Source organism: Amycolatopsis sp. NBC_00355, assembly GCF_036104975.1.
Lineage (GTDB): Bacteria > Actinomycetota > Actinomycetes > Mycobacteriales > Pseudonocardiaceae > Amycolatopsis.
The window spans coordinates 5,167,395-5,185,292 of record NZ_CP107982.1 but is presented as its reverse complement, the minus strand read 5'-3'; the positions used below and the strand labels follow the sequence as shown (position 1 = coordinate 5,185,292).

The window sequence follows — 17,898 nt, the reverse complement described above, 5'->3', positions numbered from 1 at the left end:
CTCCTTGGTCGGTCTGAGTGGGTTGTCGATTGTTGACAATATCCATAGCATGGCCCTCGGGACAACACGTGAGGAGCAGTCGGGATGAGCGTGAGCACCGAGTCCGGCGTCGTCGACGCGGTCGGCAAGGAACTGTTCATCGGCGGCAAGTGGGTCGCCGCCGAGACCGGGAAGACCTTCCCGGTCCTGGATCCGGCGACCGGCCGGGAGCTGTGTCAGGTCGCCGACGCCTCGCCGGCGGACGGCGTCGCCGCTCTGGACGCCGCTGTCGCCGCGCAGGCGGACTTCGCGAAAATGGCACCCCGCGAACGCGGTGAGATCCTGCGCCGCGCGTACGAGCTGCTGATGGCGCGCCAGGACGAACTCGCCCTGCTCATGACGCTCGAGATGGGCAAGCCGCTGGCGGAGTCGAAGGGCGAAATCGCCTACGCCGCCGAGTTCTTTCGCTGGTTCGCCGAGGAGGCCGTCCGGATCGAAGGCGGCTACGCGACCGCGCCCAACGGCTCGGGCCGCTTCCTCATCACCAAGCAGCCGGTCGGCCCGACGCTGCTGATCACGCCGTGGAACTTCCCGATGGCGATGGGCACCCGCAAGATCGGCCCGGCGATCGCCGCGGGCTGCACGTCGGTGATCAAGCCGGCCGCGCAGACGCCGCTGTCGATGCTCGCCCTGGCCGGCATCCTCGCCGAGGCCGGGCTGCCCGCCGGCGTCCTCAACGTCGTCACGACCAGCGACTCCGGTGGCGTGATGGAACCGCTGATCCGCGACGGCCGCGCCCGCAAACTCTCCTTCACCGGCTCCACCGGCGTCGGCCGCAAGCTGCTGGAACAGTGCGCCGACAAGGTGTTGCGGACGTCGATGGAGCTGGGCGGCAACGCGCCGTTCCTGGTCTTCGAGGACGCCGACATGGACGCGGCCATCGAAGGCGCGATGCTCGCGAAGATGCGCAACATCGGCGAGGCGTGCACCGCGGCGAACCGCTTCTACGTGCAGCGCGGTGTCGTCGAGGAGTTCTCGCGACGGCTGACCGAGCGCATGCAGGCGTTGCCGATGGGCCGCGGCACCGAGAAGGACGTCGTCGTCGGCCCGCTGATCGACGAAGCCGCCGTCACCAAGGTGACCGAGCTGGTCAAGGACGCCACCGACCGCGGCGCGAAGGTGCTCACCGGCGGGGCGGGTGTGGACGGCCCGGGTCACTTCTACCAGGCCACCGTGCTCACCGACGTCCCGCAGGAAGCGCGTCTGACGCACGAAGAGATCTTCGGGCCGGTCGCGCCGATCTCCGCCTTCGACACCGAGGAAGAGGCGGTGGCGAAGGCGAACGACACCGAGTTCGGTCTCGTTTCTTACGTCTACACCAGCGACCTCAAGCGGGCGCTGCGCGTTTCCGAAGCCCTCGAAGCCGGGATGATCGGGCTGAACCAGGGCATCGTGTCCAACCCGGCCGCGCCGTTCGGCGGCATCAAGGCGTCCGGGCTCGGCCGCGAGGGCGGCTCGTTCGGCATCGACGAGTTCCTGGAGACCAAGTACATCGCGGTGGCCCTGTGAGTTCCTACCGCATCGCGAGCATCCCCGGCGACGGGATCGGCGTGGACGTCACCGTCGAGGCCCGAAAGGTTCTCGACGCCGCCTCTGCGAAGTTCGGCTTCTCCCTGGAGTGGACCGAGTTCGACTGGAGCTGCGAGCGGTACGCCCAGCTCGGGTCGATGATGCCGGACGACGGCGTCGAGCAGCTCTCGGCGTTCGACGGGATTCTGCTCGGCGCGGTCGGCTTCCCCGGCGTCCCGGACCACGTTTCCCTGTGGGGCCTGCTGATCCCGCTGCGGCGGGCGTTCTCGCAGTACGTCAACCTGCGCCCGGTGCGGCTGCTGCCGGGCACGACGTCGGTGCTGGCCGGACGGAAGGCCGAAGAGCTGGAGCTGGTGATCGTCCGGGAGAACTCCGAAGGGGAGTACTCCGCGATCGGCGGCCGGCACAACGCGGGCCGGCCGGACGAGTTCGTGGTGCAGGAATCGGTGTTCACCCGCGTCGGCGTCGAACGGATCATCCGGTACGCCTTCGACCTCGCGCGGACACGGTCTTCGCGCGTCTGCTCGGCGACGAAGTCCAACGGGCTCATCCACTCGATGCCGTTCTGGGACGAGATCTTCGCCGAGATCGCCGCCGAGTACCCGGACGTCCACAGTGAACAGATGCACGTGGATGCCTTGGCGGCGCGCATGGTCCAGGCGCCGGACCGGCTCGACGTGATCGTGGGTTCGAACCTCTTCGGCGACATCCTGAGCGACCTCGCGGCCGCGATCACCGGCGGACTCGGCATGGCACCGTCCGGCAACATCAACCCATCGGGTGAATCCCCGTCGATGTTCGAAGCGGTCCACGGGAGCGCTCCGGACATCGCCGGGCAGGGCATCGCCAACCCCGTGGCGCAGATCCTGGCGGCCGCGATGCTGGTCGAACACCTGGGCGAAACCGTTGCCGCGCAAGCGATCCGCGCAGCGGTGGACCGGGTGCTCGACGAGGGCCGGGTGCGCACGCCGGACCTCGGCGGCGGCGATACCACAGAACGGCTCGGCACGGCAGTGGCCGAAGCGCTGGGCTGAGTTTTTGTCGGTGCCCTCCGGCACGGTGGTCCCCAGTCCACCGAGGGGGAGGAGACACCGATGTGTCAGCAGTGCGAAGACCCGGACAGATCCGGGTACCTGGAACGGCTTCGCGACGGCGTGGCCGACCGGGGCTGGCTCGTGCAAGGCGTGGAGAGCGCCGGGCCGTACCCGCCGTGGGCCTACACGATCGGGCTCAGCGGGTACGGCCTGCCCGAACTGGTCGCCACCGGGCTTTCGCTGCGGGCGGCGGCGAATCTGCTCAACGACATGGCGAGCCATTCGCTGCACGCGGCACCACCCGAGCCCGGTGAACGCATCCCGTTGCGCGGCGGCCCGCTGATCGAGGTCGTCCCGCTCAGCGAGCCGTCGGCGCACCTGGTGTTCGCGGTCGCGCTGTACGGCCCGGAAATCCGGGCGCTGCAACTGGTCCACGCGGACGACCGGGGTCGCTGGCCGTGGTCGCCCGACTTCCGCGACGGCCACGGTGGCCAGCCGGTGCTGGGGGTCCGCCATGCCCGCTGACTGCGTTTGCGCGCCGCCGGTCGGGTGCTTCCCGGTACCCGTGCCGTCCGTCCAGGCACGCGTGACGTCCGTCCGGATACCCGAGCCGGCCGACCGGGTGTACGAGCCGACCCGGCAATCACGCGTGTCGATCCTGCGAGCACGCGTGTCGGCTCTCCGAGTACGGGCTTCCACGGCGCGAGGGCGGGGAAGCCGTGTGCTCGGACAGGCGGCACGGGTGCTCGGCGGGGCGTCAGGGCACCGGCGGGGCGTGTCCCTCCACGAGGCTGGTACCCGGCGCGAGGCGCTGTACCGCGTCCTCCATGTGGGCGTCCAGGAGGGTCAGCGCCGTCTCCTCGTCGCCGTCGCGGAGGGCCTGGATGAGCTTCGTGTGTTCGTCCACGCGCTCCTCGACCCGCTGGTAAGTGCCCTGGAGCGCGGTGAGGCACATCCGGGTCTCGATGAGCAGGGTCCGGGCCATGCGGACGAGCCGCTTGCTCCCGGAGGCGTTGATCAGGGCCTCGTGGAACTTCAGGTCCGCCGTGGAAAGCGCGCTCGGGTCGTCGTCGCTCGCGGCGGCCGCCATCTCGACGACGGTCCGCTCGAGCACCGCCGCGATCCGGTCGCGTTCGCCGCCGCGGATGGCGCGCAGCATCGCGGCGCGTTCGATCGCGGAGCGGGCGGCGTAGATGTCGTAGACGTCGCCGGGCTCGAGGTCGATCACGAACAGGCCGCGGTGCCGTTCGCTGCGCAGCAGTCCCTCGGACACCAAATGCTGCATGGCTTCCCGGAGCGGCCCCCGTGACACCTGGAACCGGGCGGCCAGGTCGGTCTCGCCGAGCTGGGTGCCCGGCGGCAGGGTGCCGGTCATGATCGCGTCACGAAGCTGGCGCGCGATGACCGCGGCCGTCGACTCCCGGCTGACCGGCTCGATCTCGGGCAGCATGCCCGGTGGCAGAGCCATGTCAGGCGCTCCCGTCCGGCAGCCGCCGGAAGAGCGCGCCGAGAGAGCGGACGAGGCGGTGCCGCCCGGTCAGGCGCAGGCCCTCCCAGACGGTGACCTGATTGGCGGTCAGCACGGGCTTCTTCAGTGCGGCTTCGAGGATGTTGATCTCCTGGAGCGTCCGCATCGCGGTGTCCGGCACCAGCACCGCGTCGGCGTCCGGGTGGTCGTGGCGCACGGCGAGCTCGACGACGGCTTCCGGAGGCAGCGCGCCGACTTCGGCCGCGGTGACGATGTCGGCGCTGGCCATCGAGAGGACCTCGATGCCGCCGGCCTTGAGGAAGTCCACGAACAGCCGGGCGATGTCGTCCGGGTAGCTGGCGGCCACGGCGACCCGCTTGACGCCGAGGGCGCGCGCGGCGTGCACGAACGCGAAGGAGGTGCTGGAGGCCGGCACGCCGGCGACGGCGGCCAGGCGGTCGACCTGGTCCTGGGCACCGTCCCAGCCGTAGACGAAGCTGCCGCTGGTGCAGGCCCAGATGACCGCGTCGGGTTCGTGCTTCTTGAGCAGGGCGGCACCGTCGGCGAGGCGGGTCTCGCTGCCGAGGTCCAGCAACTCGGCGACCGCGTGCTTGTCGGTGCCGTAGATGTGCTCGACCGCGAGCCGGATATCGCCTTCGTCGGCGGCCATCCCGCCGAGCAGCTGCTCGGCGAGCGGGTAGTCGTCTTCGGCCGCGTGGTCGGGGTAGATGAAGCCGATGGTGGTCACGGAACCTCCGGAGAGACGCAAATTGTCGACAATCCTAGAGGGATGGTCAAGGAAACCCTTCACGACACGTCACGAAGCCACTTCCCGGGGCCGACGATGGGCAGGTTCATGCGGCGCAGGCACGCCCACATGGTCAGCTGGTTGGCCGTGAGCACCGGTTTGCCGAGCGCGGTCTCAAGCGGCTCGATCAGGTCGTAGGTGGGGAGGTTGGTGCAGCTGACGAAGATCGCCTCGGCTTCGCCGTGGTCTGCGGCGAGGATGCGCTCGGCGATGGTCCGGTAGCTGACCTTCCAGATCCCGCCGCCCAGCCCGAGGTGATCGCTGGCGACGGTCTCGACGTTCAGCTCGCCGAGGAAGTCGTGCAGCGCCCGGGTCAGGTCGGCGTCGTACGGGGTGAGCACCGAGACCCGGTGCAGGTCGAGCTGGTGCAGCACCTCGGCCAGCGCGCCCGAGGTGGTGACGGCGTCCGGCGCGCCGGCGTCGCAGATCGCCTTGGTCAGGGAGCGTTCGTAGTCGACGCCGTTGACGAAGCTGCCCGACGTGCAGAGGTAAGCGACGACCTCGGGCTCGACGTGCAGCACGTCGCGGGTGGCGCTGGCCAGGTGGTGGCTGTCGCTGACGAGGCGCGCCATCTCCATGCTGACCGGCACGGGCTCGTACGGCGTGCGGGCGAGGTGCAGCGACACCTCCATCGGCACCCACCGCCAGAGCTCGCGCTCGAGGGCGAGGTCGAAGGGGGCGATCACCCCGATGCCGCGTTGCGCCAGCGGGCCTTCGAACGCCAGGAAGTCGAAATCCAAGGCTCAGCCTCCGGAATACGTCTGAACTTGATGACACGTCCGGTGCTCCGGGGGTCGTTCCTCGGATTGTTGACAATCATACGAGCCGCTTTTACCGTGTCAACGTGATCGCCTCGGAAAACCGGGAAACTCCCGTCCTGACCGTGCTCTGCGGCGAGCACCGTCCACCGGACATGCGTGCAGTCGAATCCGGGGCGGTCGTGCGTTACACGGACGCGGCCGGGTTGCCCGAAGCGCTGTCCGGCGCGGACGCGCTGTTCGTCTACGACTTCCTCTCGACGGCCGTGCCGGGCGCTTGGCATGCGGCCGACCGGCTGCGGTGGCTGCACATCGCCAGCGCCGGCGTCGACCCCGTGCTGTTCCCGGGGCTTGCGGAGAGCGACGTCGTCCTGACCAACTCGCGGGGTGTCTTCGACGACGCCATCGCGGAGTACGTGCTGGGCGTCGTCCTCGCCTTCGCCAAGGACTTCGCGCGCTCGTACGACCTGCAGCGCGAGGGACGCTGGCTGCACCGCGAGAGCGAGCGGATCGCCGGGCGCACTGCTGTGGTCGTCGGCACCGGGCCGATCGGGCGGGCCATCGCGCGGCTGCTGCGCGCGGCCGGGCTGCGGGTGAGCGGCGCCGGGCGCCGAGCGCGCACCGGTGATCCCGACTTCGGTGTCGTGCACGATTCCGCGCAGCTCACCGAGTACCTGCCCGAGGCCGACTACGTCGTCGCGGTCGCGCCGCTGACCGAGAACACCAAAGGTTTGTTCGACGCGCGCGCGTTCGCCGCGATGAAGCCGTCGGCGCGGTTCGTGAACGTCGGGCGGGGGGAGCTGGTGGTCACGTCCGACCTGGTCGCGGCGCTGGCGGATCGCGTCATCGCGGGGGCGGCGCTCGACGTTTTCGACACCGAGCCGCTGCCGCCCGAGAGTCCACTGTGGAACATGCCGGACGTGCTGCTCTCGCCGCACATGTCCGGGGACTTCATCGGCTGGCGGAACACGCTGGTCGAGGTGTTCACCGAGAACTTCCGCCGCTGGCGCGCTGGGGAGCCGCTGCGCAATGTCGTCGACAAGACGCTCGGCTACGTGCCGTCGGGGAACCAGGGAGCCGGATGAACGACAGGATGCTGACCGCCAGCGAACTCGTCGCCGCCTACGCGACCGGTGAGCTCTCACCGCTCGAGGCGACGCAGAACGCGCTGCAGGCCATCGAGGCCAGGGACGGCGAGTGCAACGCTTACACCCTCGTCGACGCCGACGGGGCGCTGGAACAGGCCAAGGCGTCCGAGGCCCGCTGGCGCGACGGCAACCCGATCGGCCTGCTCGACGGGGTGCCCTCCTCGATCAAGGACATGTTCCTGACCCAGGGCTGGCCGACCGTCCGGGGCTCGAAGAGCATCGACCCGGACCAGCCGTGGGACGTCGACAGCCCGGTCGCGGCGCGGATGCGCGAGGCCGGTCTCGTGCTGCTGGGCAAGACGACCACGCCGGAGATCGCCTGGAAGGGCGTCACCGACAGTCCGCTGCAGGGGATCACGCGCAACCCGGTCGACCCCACTAAGACGTCCGGTGGTTCGAGCGGCGGTAGCGCTGCGGCGGTGGCGGCCGGGATGGGTGAGCTGTCCGTCGGCACCGACGGTGGTGGCTCGGTGCGGATCCCGGCGTCGTTCTGCGGGATCGTCGGGCTGAAGCCGACCCACGGCCGGATCGCGCTGTACCCGGCGAGCCCGTTCGGGCCGCTGTCGCACGCCGGCCCGATGGCGCGGTCGGTGGACGACACCGCGCTGTTGATGGACGTGCTGTCGATCCCCGACCACCGTGACCCGGCCGCGCTGCCGCCGCCGGTGACGTCGTTCCGCGAGGCGGTCCGGCGGGACGTGCGCGGCCTGATCGCCGCGTTCTCCCCGACGCTCGGCTACGTCGACGTCGACCCGGAGGTGGCCGCGATCGTCGCGGCGGCGGTGCGCGCGCTCGGCGACGCCGGGCTGCACATCGAAGAGACCGACCCCGGCTTCGCCGACCCGAAACCGGCGTTCGACGTGCTGTGGTCCTCCGGCGCGGCGAAGCTGCTCGACAGTTTCCCGGCGGGTTCCGAAGATCGGACCGATCCCGGGCTGCGCAAGGTCTGGGAGCTGGGCAAGACCTGGTCGGCGAGTGACTACCTCGACGCGACCGCCGAGCGCGCCGCGCTGGGCATCCTGATGGGCGAGTTCCACACGCGCTACGACGTGCTGATCACGCCGACCGTCCCGATCCCCGCGTTCGAGGCGGGCCACAACGTGCCGCCGGGCAGCGGGCTGAGCGAGTGGCCGGAGTGGACGCCGTTCACCTACCCGTTCAACATGACCCAGCAGCCCGCGATCAGTGTGCCGGCCGGGTGCACGTCGGAGGGCTTGCCGGTCGGGCTGCAGATCGTCGGGCCGCGGCACTCGGACGATCTCGTGCTGGCCGTCGCGAAGCTGCTGGAGGAAGTGCGGCCGTGGGCGCCCGCCTGACCACTTAAGGGTGAAACCCGGGCCGCGGCCGGGAAAGCTGTGCCACTGTCGGCCGGGTGAACGTTCAAGGCTGGCGGTGCGAACGAGCCATTCCGACCGTCGACGTCACCGGGGAGCCGACGAGCGTGGTCGTCGGCCTGATCGAGCAGGGCGACCGGCTGGCCGCGGGCTTGAGAGTCGGCGACGGCCCGGCCGCGCTGGTCCCCCTGGAGACGGGCGGGGAGCTGCTCAAGGTGCTGCGCGAGACTCTCGAGAGCTGGTGGCGCCTCGACGGTCACCGCGACCTGACCCCGGAGCCCCGCGCGAGCCGGTAGCGACGGCCATCGCGGGCCGGCACTGACATCCGCTCGAACCGGCTCCGGTCTGCAGCGAGAAACCAGCGGCAGTCCGGCGCGTCGCGTCGAATGTCCAGACGTGCACCCGGCGCGAGTGTGACGACCGGCGCGCCTTGACGCTGGTATCCGCCCGGGGCGGTGGCGCGAGCGTGACCGCCATCGCCGACTGGCGCCGATCTCCGCGCGGGTCGGTAGCGCGAGCGGCAGCTGTTGCGGTCCGGCCCGGACATCGGCGCAGGCCGGTAGCGGGGAAGGCCGTCAGTCGCAGCCTGGTGGTGACCTCGCGCAGGCTGGTAGCCCGGAGCGTGGCAACGATCGCCTCCGCGCGGGTAGCAGCGCCGTCAGCCGATCCCGAGTTCGGCGAGCCGGCGGTGGCCCGGGTCCGTGATCCGCAGCGCCCGGCCGCGTGGGTGGCGGCGTACCCAGCCGTCGTCGAGCAATGCCGTGAACAGTGCGGCGCCCAGGGCTCCGGCGAGGTGGACGGTGCCGTGCGACCAGTCGAGGCACGCCCGCACGCCGGGGCGTGAGTCCGGCAGTGCGGTGATGCCGAGCGCTACCAACAGCGGGTGGTCGAAGGTGCGGACCGTGCCGGATTCGCCCGGGGCCAGGTTGTCGATCACACCGTCTTCGCGCAGCAGCGCCGCGACATCCACGCCGAGCCGGCCGTAGCAGGCTCGGGCTCGCAGCAACGGCCCGGACGGCGGGTCGGGCTGGAGCCGGTCGGGCAAGCGGGTGGGGCGAGAGCGGTCAATGCCTCGACGAGGTGCGCGACCTCCGGGCCCGCGAGCCGGTGCAGTCGTTGCCGGCCGGCTTCGGTGGCGTGCACGAGCCCGGCGTCGCAGAGCCGGCGCAGGTGCGAGCTCGCGGTGGACGGCGCGATACCGGCCACCGTCGTCAAGGCGCGGGCGGAGTGCGCGTCGCCGTCCATCAGCTGCAGGAGCATCGCGGCCCGTGCCGGTTCGCCGATCGCCTGGGCGACCGAGGGGATGTCGGGTTCCCCGGGCATGGCCTCGAGGGTAGCCCGGGAACCGTTCGCTCCGGATCGAAGTGTTCTTGTGGCACTCTGCGGCCATGACGAGCGAGTTCGGCACCCCGATCGGCGACCGCTACTTCGCGGACTACGTTCCCGGCGCGACCTACGACTGCGGGAGCGTCGAGGTGACCGAGGCCGAGATCCTGGAGTTCGCCCGGCGGTACGACCCGCAGAGCTTCCACGTCGACCCGGTCTCGGCGGCGGCCGGGCCGTTCGGCGGGCTGATCGCCAGCGGCTGGCACACGGCGAGCCTGATGATGCGGCTCTACGCGGCGCACTACCTGTCCACTGTGGCCAGTCTGGGCAGTCCCGGGGTGGACGAGCTGCGCTGGCCGCGTCCCGTCCGGCCGGGTGCGGTGCTGCGGTTGCGCGCGACGGTCACCGAGGCTCGCGTTTCACGCTCGAAGCCGGACCGGGGAGTGCTGCGCACCCGGGTCGAGTTCGTCGACGACGGTGCCGACGTCGTGTTCAGTGCGAACCTGGTGAACCTCCTCCTGGTGCGACCGGCGTCCGCCTGACCAAGCCGCGGATCTGCGGGCTGCACAGCACGAGCGCGGTCGTGGCGACGACCAGCACCGCGCCGCCGATCAGCGTCGCCTCGCGGCCGGCGTGTTCGGCGAGCGGGCCCGCGCTGATCTGGCCCAGCGGCAGTGCGAGGAACGAACCGAGCATGTCGTAGGAGTACACGCGGGCGAGCTTCTCCGGCGGGATGTTCTCCTGCAGCGACACGTCCCACGCGACGGAGAACTGCTCGAGCGCGATGCCGCCGAGGAACATCGCGAGCAGCAGCGGGGCCAGGTAGGGCGTGACGCCGAGCGCGATCATCGGGAGCGCGTCCGCCATGACCAGCGCGACGCCGAGGAACAGCATCCGCCGGGGTCGCCAGTGGGCCGCGATGACGCCGCCGAGCAGAGCGCCGGCGGTCTGCACCGCCAAGGCGAGGCCCCAGCCGGTGCGGCCGAACGTGTCGTCGGCGACCAGCGGGCCGAGCACCACGATCGCGCCCGAGTTGACCGCGTTGACCAGCATGAACTGCAGTACCACCAGCCACACCCAGGACCGCGCGCGGAACTCGCGCCAGCCCTCGGCGAGTTCGGCCAGCGGGCGGCTGCCGGGGATCCGGTCCCCGCTCGGCAGCCGGATCCGGTGGTAGGACAGCGCGGCGGCGACGAACAGCAGCGCGTTCCCGGCGAGCGCCCACCCGGAACCGGCGAAGGCGACCAGGATCCCGGCGAGACTGGCTCCGGCGATCCGGCCGACGTTCGACAGGAGCCGGACCAGCGCGTTCGCCTGGGTGAGCAGCGTGCCGGGTACGGTCAGCGGCGTGAGCGACGCGGCGGCGGGCAGCGAAATGGCCGAGACGGCGCCGTTGACGAGGCTGAGCCCGACCAGCAGCGGTACCGAGGCGAATCCATAGAGGACACTCGCGGCAATGGCAGCCTGCGTGAGCGCGGCGGCGGTTTCGGTACCCTGCAGGATCACCGACCGCGGCAACCGGTCGGCGAGCATCCCGCCGAACAGCACGAGCAGGATGTTGGCGACCGACCGGGCCCCGACGACGATCCCGAGATCCACGGCCGACCCGGTCAGGTCGACCACGGCGAAGGCCAATGCAAAGGGCGCGACGGCATTGGCGAAGTCGGCAAAGGTCCGCCCGGTGACGAGCGCCCGGAACCGGTGCTCCCGCAACGGCGCGAAGAGTGGCGCGCTCATCACGATTCCTCCGCGAGTGGTGTGATCGGGGCCGGTTTGGACTGCGTCACGGCGTTGGGGGGCATCAGGGTGCTCATCGCGAGTGCTTTGCGGGCAGGATGGCCAGAGTCGGCTCGAAGAGCTGCGCCGGTGTGCCGGTCGAGCAGGTCCCGGGCGAAGGTGATCCGCGCCCGTTCGTCCCGGCCCGCCTTTTCCACTTGGCGGACAGCGGGGTGCTTGTCGCGGCCCTTCGCCGGCGGCACAGTGGGATCCGGCTCGAACGGCACCGCCTCGGGGCCGGCCGGCAGGGTGGTCATCACGATTCCTTCGGAGACAGGAAGGCTGTTGCCGGCTCGAAATGCGCGTCGCCGGCGTCGGTGAGCAGCGGCGAGTCCGTCACGACTCCTCCGCCGGTGGCGCTGCCGCGGGTCCACGGCGAGGCTTCGCACGGCGAGATCCGAAGAAACTCGGGGCCGGCTCGGTCAACGCTGCGCCGGGGCAGTCGGGCAGCAGGCCGCCCATCGCAATCCCGCCGGAGCGATCGGGGGTAGGCCTCACGAAGGCGTCGGCGAGAATCAGGGTTCTCTTCGCTGGTGACATGGCCGAGGTCAGCACGAGAACGGGCGACTACTGCGGTGCACGGGGGCGACCCGAACGGCACCACGGCGGGGCTCGCGAGCAGCAGAGCACTCATCGCGATTCCTCCGCCGGCGGCATGATCGGGGTCGGCTCGGATAGACCTGCGATGATGGCCGAAAGCAAGGTGCACACAGCGATTCCCCGCGGTCGCCAACCCCGGCGCGCACAGCGGAGTGCTCATTGCGGCTCCTCCGGCGTTTCCCCCGGCGTCAGCTCGAACAGCGCCATGCTCACGCTGACCCGGACCGTCCCCGGCGTCCTGGGCGCCTGCGCCGCGGTGTGGAGTTCGTGGCTCACCTCCTTCACCCGCGCCAGCAGCTCCGACCACACCTCCGGGGCCAGCCACAGCTCCGCGTCCGACAGGGATGCCGGGCGGCCCGACGCGCGGGACTCCGCCCGGCGCAGCAGCTCGCTCGCGATCGCCCTCGTCAGCATCTGTTCCTCGACCGGGTCGCGGGAGGTGAGACGCCGGCCGGAGTCCGGGTCGTGGCGGTAGCGCTTCGCGCGGCCGCCGCGGATGCGGACTTCCTCCGCGACGTCCAGCAGGCCCGCGTCGTGCAGGCGGCGGAAGTGGTAGCTGATGTTCGCCTGGGTTTCGCCCAGCTCGCGGGCCGCCTCCGCCGCGCTCATCGCCGTGCCCGTCAGCAGCGAGAGGATGCGCATGCGCAGCGGGTGGGCCAGGACCCGGAGGTCGTCGAGGGACATGCTCCCGAGTTTCGGGGACGCGGCCGCAACTGTCAAAGAGTTATTTGGGGGTTTCGCTCGCCGGGAAGATCGGTGCAGTGGTCCGACGTCTGTGCTGTGCTGGACTCATGCGTACGACGATCTTGGGTCGCAGCGGTCTCGAAGTCTCGAAGATCGCCTTCGGCACCTGGCAGCTCGGCGGCGACTGGGGCGCCTTCGACGAAGACACCGCGATCGCGGCGATCCACCACGCCCGCGCGCTCGGTGTGAACTTCTTCGACACGGCTCAGGCGTACGGCCGCGGCCGGTCCGAGGTGCTGCTCGGGCGGGCGCTGCGGGGAGCCGAGGACGTCGTCGTCGCCACCAAGGGCGGCATCAACCCGCGGGCCGAACGACCCCGCGACTCCCGGCGCGCATGGCTCACCCGGGGTCTCGACGAGAGCCTGCGCAACCTCGCGCGCGACCACATCGACGTCTACCAGGTGCACTGGCCCGACCCCGACACTCCGGCAGCGGACGTCGCCGGGCTGCTGCAGGAGTTCGTCGACGCCGGCAAGGTCCGGCACGTCGGCGTCTCCAACTACGGCTCCGCGCAGCTGGCCGAGTTCGACAAGACGCGGCCGGCCGAGACGCTCCAGCCGCCCTACCACCTGTTTCGCCGCGATATCGAGACCGACCCGCTGCCCTACGCTCGCGAGCACGACATCGGCGTGTTCGTCTACAGCCCGCTCGGCAGCGGCCTGCTGACCGGCGCGTTCACTCCGGACAGCACCTTCGAAACCACCGACTGGCGGTCGCGGTCGAGTGCGTTCCAGGGCGACAACCTGCGCCGCAACCTCAAGATCGTCGACGAACTCCAGGCCTTCGCCGCCCAGCGGGACGTCGCTGTCAGCCAGCTCGCCATCGCCTGGACGCTCGCCCGGCCCGGGGTGCACGCCGCCATCGTCGGGGCGCGGAACCCGCGGCACATCGAGGCAAGTCTCGCCGCCGCCGACATCACGTTGACGTCCGATGACTTGGCCGAGATCGACCGCATCACCACCGACGCCGTGCAGATCGCCGGGGCCGCGCCGGAGGGGGTCGCCTAGTCCGCTTCGGACTACTTGACGGCGGCTTCCAGCTCGACCAGCGCCGTGTCGAGGTGCGTCAGGATGCGCTGCAGGTGCGGCACGCTGCGGCGGCAGCCGGTGATGCCGAAGTCGAGGTTGTCGCCGTTGCTGGTCAGCGTGATGTTGACGGCCTGGCCGTCGAGCAGCACCGACGCGGGGTAGATGCCGTCGAGCTGCGCGCCGTTCCAGTACATCTGCTTGCGGGGGCCGGGCACGTTCGAGATCACCAGGTTGAACGGAGGCCGCGTGTTGTTCACGACGCCGGGTATCGGCGAAACGCCCAATTGCGCCACGTTGATCCCGGAGAGCAGCAGCGTCTGCAACGGCGTCAGCTCCGAGAACAGCCGCTTGCCGTTGCGCATCGACTGGTGGATCGTGCCGAGGCGCTTGCCCGCGTCCGGCAGGTCGGTGGCCAGGTTGCACAGCAGCGCGCCGATGTTGTTGCCGGTCGCCTCACCCGGATCGGTCTTGCGGCGCAACGAAACCGGCACCATCGCGATCATCGGCGCGTCCGGCAGCGCGCGCTGCTCGATGAGGTAGTCCCGCAGCGCGCCCGAGCACATCGCGAGCACGACGTCGTTGCGCGACACCCCCGCCGCGTTGGCCACCTGCCGCACGCGGTCGAGCGACCACGACTGCGCCGCGAACCGGCGCGCGCCGCCGATCGGCACGTTGAACATCGTCCGCGGCGCCTGGCCCGGCAGGGTCACCGTGTGCTCGCCGAACGCCTCCCGCGCCACCTTCACCGCCGCCGGCGCCAGGCTCGCGATCTGGTTGACCGTCTTGCCGGCGGTGTCCAGCAGCGACCGCGGGCTCCGGGTGCGGCCTTCGCCCGGTTTGCGCCGGGTGCCCCACCAGGGCGGGCAGTCCATGTCCGACGGGTCGTCCGACAGCGTGCCCTGCAGGTGGCGCAGCGCCGAGACGCCGTCCATCAGCGCGTGGTGGACCTTGGTGTAGACGGCGAACCGGCCGTCGGCCAGGCCTTCGACGAGGTGGATCTCCCACAGCGGCCGGTGCCGGTCGAGCAGGGTGCCGTGCCAGCGGCCGGCGAGCTCCAGCAGTTCGCGGATCCGGCCCGGCTGCGGCAGCGCGGAGTGCCGGAAGTGGTAGTCGAGCTCGAGCTCGGCGTCGGTCGACCAGGCGACGTGCCCGAGCGTGTTCACCGGACGCGCCGGGCGGCGGCGGAAGATCGGCCGCATGTTGTCCGATTCGAGCAGGTTCCGGCGGATGCCGCTCAGGTAGTCCGGGCCGGCGCCGTCCGGTTTCTTGAACAGCTGCAGACCGCCGACGTGCATCGGGTGCTCGCGCGACTCCACCAGGAGGAACATCGAGTCGGTCACCGGCATCATCGGCATCGGGTACCACCTTCCGCGCGCGGAGCGTCGCTGCCCCGGTGGGCCGACTCTACGCGTTCGGGTGCCACCGGTGGATCACGTTCTACATTGGCGAGTATGACCGTCCGCAGCGCCGGGGAAACGTCCCTGCCACAGATGGCCGAAGTCGTGGTGATCGGCGGCGGGGTGATCGGGGTGAGCTGCGCGTTCCGGTTGGCCGAGGCCGGCGTCGACGTCCTGCTGCTGGAGCGCGACGGCCTGGGTGAGGGCTCGACGGCGAAGGCCGCGGGCGGCATCCGGTCGTCGTTCACCAAGCCCGTGAACGTCGAGCTGGGGCTGCGCGGGCTCGCCGAGTACAGCGCGTTCCGGGAGCGGTTCGGCACCGAGATCGACTTCCGCCGCGACGGCTACCTGTACCTGATCACCGATCCGGCGGACGTGCCCGCAATCGGACATTGCGCGGAGCTGCAGCGCGAGTACGGCGTCCGGAGCTACCTGCTCGACCCCTCGGAGGTGCGGGACGTCCTCCCGCTGCTCGAACCGGACGGCGTCGTCGCGGCGCTCTGGTCGCCGGACGACGCGAAGGCGACGCCGGACGCGGTCGTGCAGGGGTACGCCAGAGCTGCACGCGCCCGCGGCGCGCAGCTCCGGACCGGCGTCGAGGTGACCGGGATCGAACGCGACGGCGACGTGCTGACCGGCGTGCGCACGACGGCGGGGTTCGTCCGGACCGGCGCGGTGGTGTGCGCGGCGGGTGCGTGGTCGGGCCGGGTCGGCGCGCTGGCCGGGCTGGACCTGCCGGTGCGCCCGTTCCGGCGCCAGGTCGTGTTCACCGGTCCGGTGCCCGGGTTGCCGGAGTCGGTGCCGCTGACCATCGAGATGCCCTCGGCGTTCTACTTCCACCGCGAAGGCGCAGGTCTGGCGATGTCCTTTTGCGAGGACGACGGCTTCCCCGGCTTCGGCACCCGCTACGAGGCGGGCGAGTGGCTGCCGCGGCTGGCCGAGCTGGCCGGGCGCCGGATCCCGGCCGTGCTGGACGCCGGCATCCGCACGGCGTGGGCCGGGTTGTACGAGATGACGCCGGACCGCAACCAGATCATCGGGGAAAGCGTCCTCCTGTCGCGGTTCTTCTACGCGACCGGCTTCTCCGGCCACGGCTTCCAGATGGGTCCGGCCACCGGCGAGCTGATCCGGGACCTCTACCTGGGCCGGCCGACGGCGATCGACGTCGCCGAGCTGGATGTCCGCCGGTTCGCGGCGGCCGGTAGCGCACCGGCCGAGCACAACATCGTCTAGGGGCGATTGCCAGATCGTTCAACGATCTGGCAGTATCCGGGCCGTGGCTGTGAGTGGTGCGCGGGAGCTGGCGGACGCGTTGAAATCGCTGGGTACGGAGCTCGTTTTCGGCCTGCCCGGGGTGCACAACCTGCCGTTGTGGGAGGCGTTCGCCGAGACCGGCATCAAGATCATCGGCGTCCGCCACGAACAGACGGCCGGGTACGCCGCCGACGGTTACGCCCGCGCCACCGGGAAGCTCGGCGTCGCGCTGGTGACCACCGGGCCCGGCGCCGCCAACACGCTCGGCGCCGTCGGCGAGGCCATGGCTTCCGCCGCGTCGGTGCTGGTCATCGCCACGGACATCCCCTCGACGCTGCGACGTCCCGGCGTCGTGCGCGGCGTGCTGCACGAGACGTCGGACCAGCAGGCGATGTTCGCGCCGATCACCAAGGGCGGCTTCACCGTCCGCGCGGCCGACCAGATCGGCACCACCGTGCACCGCGCCGCCCGGCTCGCGCTGCAACCGCAGAGCGGCCCGGTGTACCTCGGCGTGCCGACCGACTACCTGCGCGAAGAGGTGCCGCACCGGCGTCCGCCCGCGCCGCACCGCAAGCCCGAGAGCGACGTCCCCGACCTCGCGCGAGCGGAAGCGCTGCTGTCCGACGCGCAGCACCCGCTGATCTGGGCCGGCGGCGGCGCGCTGCGCTCGGGCGCGGGCGCGGCCATCGGCGCGCTCGCCGAGAAGCTGGCCGCGCCGGTGATCACCACGTTCGCCGCCCGCGGCCTACTGCCGCTCGACCACCCGTGCCTGGCGCCGAACCCGGTGCACACGCCGGAGGTCGGCGAGCTGTGGGACGAGGCCGACGTCGTGCTCGCCATCGGCACCGACTTCGACGGCCTGATGACGCAGAACTGGCTGATGCCCCAGCCGCCCACGCTCATCGCGATCAACGTCGACGCCGACGACGCCGCCAAGAACTACCCGCCGGACCTGACGCTGGTCGGTGACGCGCGCGCGATCGTCGAGCGCCTGCTGCCGAAGCAGCGGGCGGGTCTCGACGACATCACGCTGCGGCTGGCCGGCATCGGCCGCCGGGTGCGCCAGCGCATCCGCGAGGAAGAGCCGCAGGCCTACGACTTCCTGTCCACTTTGGACGAGGTGTTGCCGACGGACGCGGTGCTGGTGTCCGACATGTGCGTCGCGGGCTACTGGGTCGGCGGCTTCCACCGGGTGCGGGCGCCGCGCAAGCTCGCCTACCCGATGGGCTGGGGCACCCTCGGTTACGGCTTCCCGGCGTCGCTCGGCGCCGCCGCGGCGGGGGTCGGCCGCGCCATCTGCATCACCGGCGACGGCGGTTTCCTCTACGCCTGCGGTGATCTCGCGACGCTCGCGCAGGAACAGCTGCCGGTCACGGTCGTCCTGGTCGACGACGGCGGCTACGGCATGCTGCGCTACGACCAAGAGCGCGAAGGGCTGCCGCGGCGCGGGGTCGACTGGGACAGCCCGGACTTCGTCGGCCTGGCGCGCTCCTTCGGCGTGCACGCCGACCGCGTCTCCGGTTTCGGGCGCGCGTTCCGGCGGCTGCTCGGCGAGTTCGTCGAGTCGGACGAGCCGAACGTGCTGGTCGTGAAGGCCAAGCTGAAGCCGCCGCTGAACTCCTCGCCGCGGTGGTACCGGAAGGCCGCCGGATGA

Annotated in this window: 19 protein-coding genes; 10 read left to right on the top strand and 9 right to left on the bottom strand. The window is 71.1% G+C overall.

The annotated features are described in order from the left end of the window. Positions 1–84 precede the first annotated feature (84 nt). From OHS18_RS23070 to OHS18_RS23060, 3 genes are read left to right on the top strand one after another with little or no spacing between them, the layout of a single operon-like run. A complete protein-coding gene (locus tag OHS18_RS23070) occupies positions 85–1,548 on the top strand; it encodes an NAD-dependent succinate-semialdehyde dehydrogenase (RefSeq protein ID WP_328618463.1) in 1,464 nt (487 codons plus the stop codon). Next, positions 1,545–2,603: a tartrate dehydrogenase gene (locus OHS18_RS23065; protein WP_328449399.1), complete on the top strand. Its 1,059-nt coding sequence runs from the start codon at positions 1,545–1,547 to the stop codon at positions 2,601–2,603. The genes OHS18_RS23070 and OHS18_RS23065 overlap by 4 nt, the downstream gene beginning before the upstream one ends. Positions 2,604–2,663: 60 nt before the next feature. Then, on the top strand, positions 2,664–3,128 hold the full coding sequence (locus tag OHS18_RS23060; protein WP_328449402.1) for a DUF4262 domain-containing protein: 465 nt from the start codon (positions 2,664–2,666) through the stop codon (positions 3,126–3,128). Between the two features lie 232 nt (positions 3,129–3,360). Here OHS18_RS23060 and OHS18_RS23055 read toward each other — a convergent pair whose 3' ends face one another. Genes OHS18_RS23055 through OHS18_RS23045 form a run of 3 tightly spaced genes read right to left on the bottom strand, consistent with a single transcriptional unit; the run spans position 3,361 to position 5,619 of the window. Beyond that, complete coding sequence (locus tag OHS18_RS23055; RefSeq protein WP_328449404.1) at positions 3,361–4,071, bottom strand: GntR family transcriptional regulator; 711 nt, start codon at positions 4,069–4,071, stop codon at positions 3,361–3,363. 1 nt (position 4,072) lies between these two features. Then, positions 4,073–4,819 (bottom strand): maleate cis-trans isomerase family protein, encoded by a 747-nt coding sequence (locus OHS18_RS23050; protein WP_328449406.1) that lies wholly within the window; start codon positions 4,817–4,819, stop codon positions 4,073–4,075. A 59-nt stretch (positions 4,820–4,878) separates the two neighbouring features. After that, positions 4,879–5,619, bottom strand: a complete 741-nt coding sequence (locus OHS18_RS23045) for a maleate cis-trans isomerase family protein (RefSeq protein WP_328618462.1) — start codon at positions 5,617–5,619, stop codon at positions 4,879–4,881. A gap of 104 nt (positions 5,620–5,723) precedes the next feature. On the opposite strand from OHS18_RS23045, the gene OHS18_RS23040 reads away from it, so the two are divergent. Genes OHS18_RS23040 through OHS18_RS23030 form a run of 3 tightly spaced genes read left to right on the top strand, consistent with a single transcriptional unit; the run spans position 5,724 to position 8,415 of the window. Then, on the top strand, positions 5,724–6,722 hold the full coding sequence (locus OHS18_RS23040) for a D-2-hydroxyacid dehydrogenase (RefSeq protein ID WP_328618461.1): 999 nt from the start codon (positions 5,724–5,726) through the stop codon (positions 6,720–6,722). Further along, positions 6,719–8,101, top strand: a complete 1,383-nt coding sequence (locus tag OHS18_RS23035; protein ID WP_328618460.1) for an amidase — start codon at positions 6,719–6,721, stop codon at positions 8,099–8,101. The genes OHS18_RS23040 and OHS18_RS23035 overlap by 4 nt, the downstream gene beginning before the upstream one ends. 56 nt (positions 8,102–8,157) lie before the next feature. Further along, complete coding sequence (locus OHS18_RS23030; RefSeq protein WP_328618459.1) at positions 8,158–8,415, top strand: hypothetical protein; 258 nt, start codon at positions 8,158–8,160, stop codon at positions 8,413–8,415. Positions 8,416–8,777: 362 nt separating this feature from the next. Here the strand turns inward: OHS18_RS23030 and OHS18_RS23025 are convergent, their stop codons facing one another. Further along, the gene (locus OHS18_RS23025) at positions 8,778–9,089 is read right to left on the bottom strand and encodes a hypothetical protein (protein ID WP_328618458.1); all 312 of its coding nucleotides are present in this window, start codon (positions 9,087–9,089) and stop codon (positions 8,778–8,780) included. Beyond that, positions 9,053–9,442, bottom strand: a complete 390-nt coding sequence (locus OHS18_RS23020) for an ArsR/SmtB family transcription factor (protein ID WP_328618457.1) — start codon at positions 9,440–9,442, stop codon at positions 9,053–9,055. Before OHS18_RS23020 ends, OHS18_RS23025 begins: the two co-directional genes overlap by 37 nt. Before the next feature lie 65 nt (positions 9,443–9,507). On the opposite strand from OHS18_RS23020, the gene OHS18_RS23015 reads away from it, so the two are divergent. After that, positions 9,508–9,987 (top strand): MaoC family dehydratase, encoded by a 480-nt coding sequence (locus OHS18_RS23015; RefSeq protein WP_328618456.1) that lies wholly within the window; start codon positions 9,508–9,510, stop codon positions 9,985–9,987. Here the strand turns inward: OHS18_RS23015 and OHS18_RS23010 are convergent. From OHS18_RS23010 to OHS18_RS23000, 3 genes are all read right to left on the bottom strand, one after another. Further along, the gene (locus OHS18_RS23010) at positions 9,938–11,182 is read right to left on the bottom strand and encodes an MFS transporter (RefSeq protein ID WP_328618455.1); all 1,245 of its coding nucleotides are present in this window, start codon (positions 11,180–11,182) and stop codon (positions 9,938–9,940) included. The genes OHS18_RS23015 and OHS18_RS23010 overlap by 50 nt on opposite strands. Continuing rightward, positions 11,182–11,478, bottom strand: a complete 297-nt coding sequence (locus OHS18_RS23005) for a hypothetical protein (protein WP_328618454.1) — start codon at positions 11,476–11,478, stop codon at positions 11,182–11,184. Before OHS18_RS23005 ends, OHS18_RS23010 begins: the two co-directional genes overlap by 1 nt. Positions 11,479–11,977: 499 nt before the next feature. After that, positions 11,978–12,505 carry an ArsR/SmtB family transcription factor gene (locus OHS18_RS23000; protein ID WP_328618453.1) on the bottom strand — a complete coding sequence of 176 codons (528 nt, stop codon included), beginning with the start codon at positions 12,503–12,505 and terminating at the stop codon, positions 11,978–11,980. A gap of 107 nt (positions 12,506–12,612) precedes the next feature. On the opposite strand from OHS18_RS23000, the gene OHS18_RS22995 reads away from it, so the two are divergent. After that, on the top strand, positions 12,613–13,572 hold the full coding sequence (locus OHS18_RS22995) for an aldo/keto reductase (RefSeq protein WP_328618452.1): 960 nt from the start codon (positions 12,613–12,615) through the stop codon (positions 13,570–13,572). A gap of 11 nt (positions 13,573–13,583) precedes the next feature. Here the strand turns inward: OHS18_RS22995 and OHS18_RS22990 are convergent, their stop codons facing one another. Continuing rightward, positions 13,584–14,948 (bottom strand): WS/DGAT/MGAT family O-acyltransferase, encoded by a 1,365-nt coding sequence (locus OHS18_RS22990; protein WP_328618451.1) that lies wholly within the window; start codon positions 14,946–14,948, stop codon positions 13,584–13,586. A gap of 96 nt (positions 14,949–15,044) precedes the next feature. Here OHS18_RS22990 and OHS18_RS22985 point away from each other — a divergent pair, with 96 nt between their 5' ends. Further along, positions 15,045–16,223: an NAD(P)/FAD-dependent oxidoreductase gene (locus tag OHS18_RS22985; protein ID WP_328618450.1), complete on the top strand. Its 1,179-nt coding sequence runs from the start codon at positions 15,045–15,047 to the stop codon at positions 16,221–16,223. Positions 16,224–16,266: 43 nt separating this feature from the next. Continuing rightward, the gene (locus OHS18_RS22980; RefSeq protein WP_328449430.1) at positions 16,267–17,898 is read left to right on the top strand and encodes a thiamine pyrophosphate-binding protein; all 1,632 of its coding nucleotides are present in this window, start codon (positions 16,267–16,269) and stop codon (positions 17,896–17,898) included.